We start from the raw sequence: 4,007 nt of genomic DNA, 5'->3' as shown, positions 1-4,007 counted from the left end.
AACCATACTTTGAATAGAACATCAGCGGGAGAGACCCAAATGCTAAATACAAAAGTAAAAGATTTTATGCAACGCAAGTTGCCAAATATCACACCAGATACAGAAATGACGACAGCCATAGCAGAACTACAAAAATTTAAACTACTTGGCGCACCAGTATTTGATAAAGATAAATGCTTAGTTGGATTTATATCAGAGCAAGAGCTGTTACAACCACTTACTCAAAGCAGTTATTTTTGTGATGGGATGGTTAAAGTATCGCAGCTTATGCAAACAGAGGTAGTGACCGTTAGCGGCGATACCAACATTATTGAGCTTGCACAGCAGATGCAGCCTGGTAAACCAAAAAACTACCCTGTTGTAGAGGGCATTAAAGTAATCGGTATGATCAGCCGAGCAGATGTACTTAAAGCACTTTACGATAATTACATAAGCTGCCAAACACACTAAATTGCAGATACAAAAATGCCGCTTATATAAAGCGGCATTTTTAATGCTCTTACATTAACGTGCGCTAACGAGTGATAAAAGTTCTTTTTTATCGCCATCGCTTAAAAATGCTATTTCTAACGCATTTTTTTGGGCTTTTTCCATATCAGCTTGAGATAAGCCTGCTTTAGGTGCAGCAACGGTATATTCATACTCAATTTCAATACCTTCAACCGCAGGATCATCAGTATTAATACACGCTAAAATACCATGATCTAAAAACTGTTTAAGTGGGTGCTTAGTTAAATCGTTTACTGTACTGGTTTGAATATTACTTGTTAAGCATGACTCAATACCAATACGGTTATCGCGTAAATAATCCATTAGTTTTGGATCTTCAATTGCTTTAACGCCATGCCCTATTCTGCTCGCACCCAACTCATTAATTGCTTGCCAAATACTTGGAGCGCCAAGTGCTTCTCCAGCATGGACAGTCGAAGCTAAATACGCATTTCGTACTTGTTTAAAGTGCTCTACAAACAACTCACCCGGGAAGCCAATTTCGTCACCGGCTAAATCAACAGCGACTAAATCATTTTTAAATGCGAGTAATGCATCAAGCTCTTTTTGACACGTTTTTACGCCATAAGTACGCGATAAAATACCAATCAAGTTAGCTTTTATATTTGCGCCCTTTGTTGCTGATTTAATACCATCAACAACTGCCTCTACAACGCCTTCTGGATGTAAACCTTGGCTTTGTGCCATGTAGTAAGGGCTAAATCGAAGCTCCACATAATCAAGACCTTGTGCTTGTGCATCTTCAATGTTTTCAATTGCGATACGTCTACACGCATCGTAGTCGCCAAGCACAGTAACTCCCCAATCTAACTTTTGTAAAAAAGCCATGAGGTTTGGTTCAGGATCAATAACTTGAACATGAGGGATTAATGCTTCAACGTTATCTGCAGGTAGCTCTATATTAAACTGTCGACCAAGTTCTAATATGGTTTGCGCACGTACATTACCGTCTAAATGGCGGTGAATATCTAGCAAAGGTAATTTTCTATTGATCATAATAGCAACCCAGTTTAGTTAAATTTGCGCGCATGATACGCAGATACAGTTATTTTTCAAGTCTATATGATTTGCGGTAAGTTTTAGCGGTCATATGTCTGCTTTTTGTGCAAAAAAATGATACAGCTTATTTTCCTGATAAGTGATGCCAAAGAGTTTTAAAAAGCGTATTTGCATCAATAGGTTTGGTAATATAACCATTCATTCCACAGGCTAGTGCCTTTTTAACGTCCTCGTCATGGGCGTTCGCCGATAGCCCTATTATGGGTAAATCAATTAACTCTAAATCACGGCGAATTACTTTTGTTGCTTTGAGTCCATCCATTTTTGGCATTTGAATATCCATAAGCACAATGTCGTAGCTATTTTCGGCTAGCTTTTCTATGGCTTCAAAACCATCGTTAGCAATGTCGGCAATACAGCCTTTTGTTTTTAAAATAGCATTAGCAACATGCTGATTAAGTGGATTATCTTCTACTAAAAGTAATTTATAGCCTGTAAATGATAATGTACTTACGTCTATTTCGTTGTATTGCTGCTGAATTTGCTCTGCCTTTGGTAAAGGCGAGATGAGCGGCAAACTAAATGTAAATGTAGAGCCTTTACCTTCATAACTAACTAAATCAATTGCACCACCCATTAACTCAACCAGTTTTTTGCAAATACTTAATCCTAAGCCTGTACCACCATATTGGCGTGAGGTTGAGCTATCAGCTTGCGCAAACGGTTTAAACAATTGTTTTTGTGCTTCGCTACTAATACCAATACCCGTATCGTTAATACTAAAATAAGTCATTTTTTTCGATTGCCAAATTTTCAGAGTGATTTCACCTTCCCCTGTAAATTTAACCGCATTATTGAGCAGGTTCAGCAGCACTTGTTTTAAGCGGATTGGATCGGTATTAATGACCAAATTTGATGTTTTATCAAAATCGAGACTTAACTTTATTGATTTAATGTCAGCCTCAAATTGAAGTAAATTAAGCATTTCATCAGCTAAACTCGCTACATTAATAGGCTCTTGCATTAAGTCTAGCTTGCCTGCTTCCATTTTTGAAAAGTCGAGCACATCGTTTAATACCCTCAGTAAAACACCAAGTGCCCCATCTGCTTGCTCTATGTAACTTCTAGCTTGTTGCCAATCGTTTTGCTGGAGCGCTAAATAATGCAGCCCTTTTATACCGTTAATAGGGGTGCGGACTTCGTGGCTCATGTTTGCTAAAAACTGCCCCTTTATATGACTCGCTTCATCTGCTTTTTGTTTTTCTTTGCGTAGTGTATGTGTTTGCTTGGCCACTTGTTCGCGAATTTGTATGTTTGTACCAGTAACTGAAATCAAAAATGTAATCAGTAACCACACAAACAACATACCTACTATTTGTGCAAGCCAATACATTAACCAAGACGTTCTAACTATTGGTTCATATAACTCGACCTGCCACATGCGTTTGCCAATCAACAATTGATATTCTTTAAACAGCATTTGCGAGTTATCGGTATCGGCAATATAAATTGCCTGCTTTTTCCCTGGTATCGTTGTATCAAAAAAACTGGCTGAAATTGAATTGTTGTGATCAAATAACAATGTTTGCGATAAGCGCTTAAGGCTAACAATAGCGGCCACAAAACCTTGAAAATCATCTTCGGTAGATGATTCACCAAAAACAGGATATAAAAAGAGCACTCCCTGCTCAGCTGTATTTTGGACTAAATTAATTGGCTCACTTAGTGCTAGTTCATTGAGTGTTTTCGCTTTGCTAAGCGCTACTCCTCTTACTTTACTTGAAGCTAAATCAAACCCTAAAACATCTTCATTACCTTTTAAGGGATATACGTACTTTACTGGAAAGTAATTACTACGCGTACTTGCTGGTTGCCAAGCTCCATCTAGTGACTTTTCTTTTATGTATAAAGGTTTGCCTGTGGCTGTATTTTCATGTGTTTCAAAATCTGCGAGTTTATTTGCTGGTATATAAGGTATCCATTCAAAAGCCAGAATTTCTTGGCTATAGTCCAATTGCTTTGAAGTAAACTGTTTAAACTCTTTAAAATTAACGTTATCACTACTAGCAAAGTATGTAGCTAACAATCCTAAGTGAGCAGTAATACCATCGAGCTTCTGGCTTATAGCATTTTGCACAGAAAGTACTTTAGCTTCTTGCTTTTGGATGTCTTTTTCTTTTTTAACACTGGCAGCACCATAAAAACTCACGCTGATCAGTATATAAATTAATAGTGAGGGTAATATTACCAGCATACGGTGGCGCACTTGCGTGTAATTAAAGGCTGCAAGTACAAGAGGTGTAAATATAAGTACGCCAATACTGTCTCCAATCCACCATGCTATAAAATTATCAAAAATAGCAGTAGTCGGGATCACATTATTCAATGCTAATAAACTTGTTCCTACACCTGCAGCAATAACACAACATATTGGCCCCGCTACTATTAAGCTTTGAACACTGTGTTTTAAAGAAGATAAATCCAACGGCGCTTTTATA

At 37.7% G+C, this 4,007-nt stretch carries 3 protein-coding genes; 1 reads left to right on the top strand and 2 read right to left on the bottom strand.

From position 1 onward, the window contains the following. The first annotated feature begins 39 nt into the window (after positions 1-39). Positions 40-450, top strand: a complete 411-nt coding sequence (locus tag H5072_RS13480) for a CBS domain-containing protein (protein WP_138489806.1) — start codon at positions 40-42, stop codon at positions 448-450. Between the two features lie 54 nt (positions 451-504). Here the strand turns inward: H5072_RS13480 and add are convergent, their stop codons facing one another. After that, a complete protein-coding gene (gene add, locus H5072_RS13475; RefSeq protein ID WP_024605929.1) occupies positions 505-1,506 on the bottom strand; it encodes an adenosine deaminase in 1,002 nt (333 codons plus the stop codon). A 127-nt stretch (positions 1,507-1,633) separates the two neighbouring features. After that, positions 1,634-4,007: CHASE domain-containing protein (locus tag H5072_RS13470; RefSeq protein WP_182693807.1), on the bottom strand; the 2,374-nt coding region annotated here is incomplete at its 5' end.

Origin of the sequence: Pseudoalteromonas sp. SR45-5 (assembly GCF_014163565.1) — a bacterium.
In the GTDB taxonomy this organism is placed as follows: Bacteria; Pseudomonadota; Gammaproteobacteria; order Enterobacterales; family Alteromonadaceae; genus Pseudoalteromonas; species Pseudoalteromonas distincta.
The sequence above is the reverse complement of the archived record's forward strand: the minus strand, read 5'-3'. Positions and strand labels throughout refer to the sequence as shown.

Coding starts and splice junctions, on each gene's coding strand:
- H5072_RS13480 (WP_138489806.1), top strand. CDS start 40: ATGCTAAATACAAAAGTAAAAGATTTTATGCAACGCAAGTTGCCAAAT.
- add (WP_024605929.1), bottom strand. CDS start 1,506: ATGATCAATAGAAAATTACCTTTGCTAGATATTCACCGCCATTTAGAC.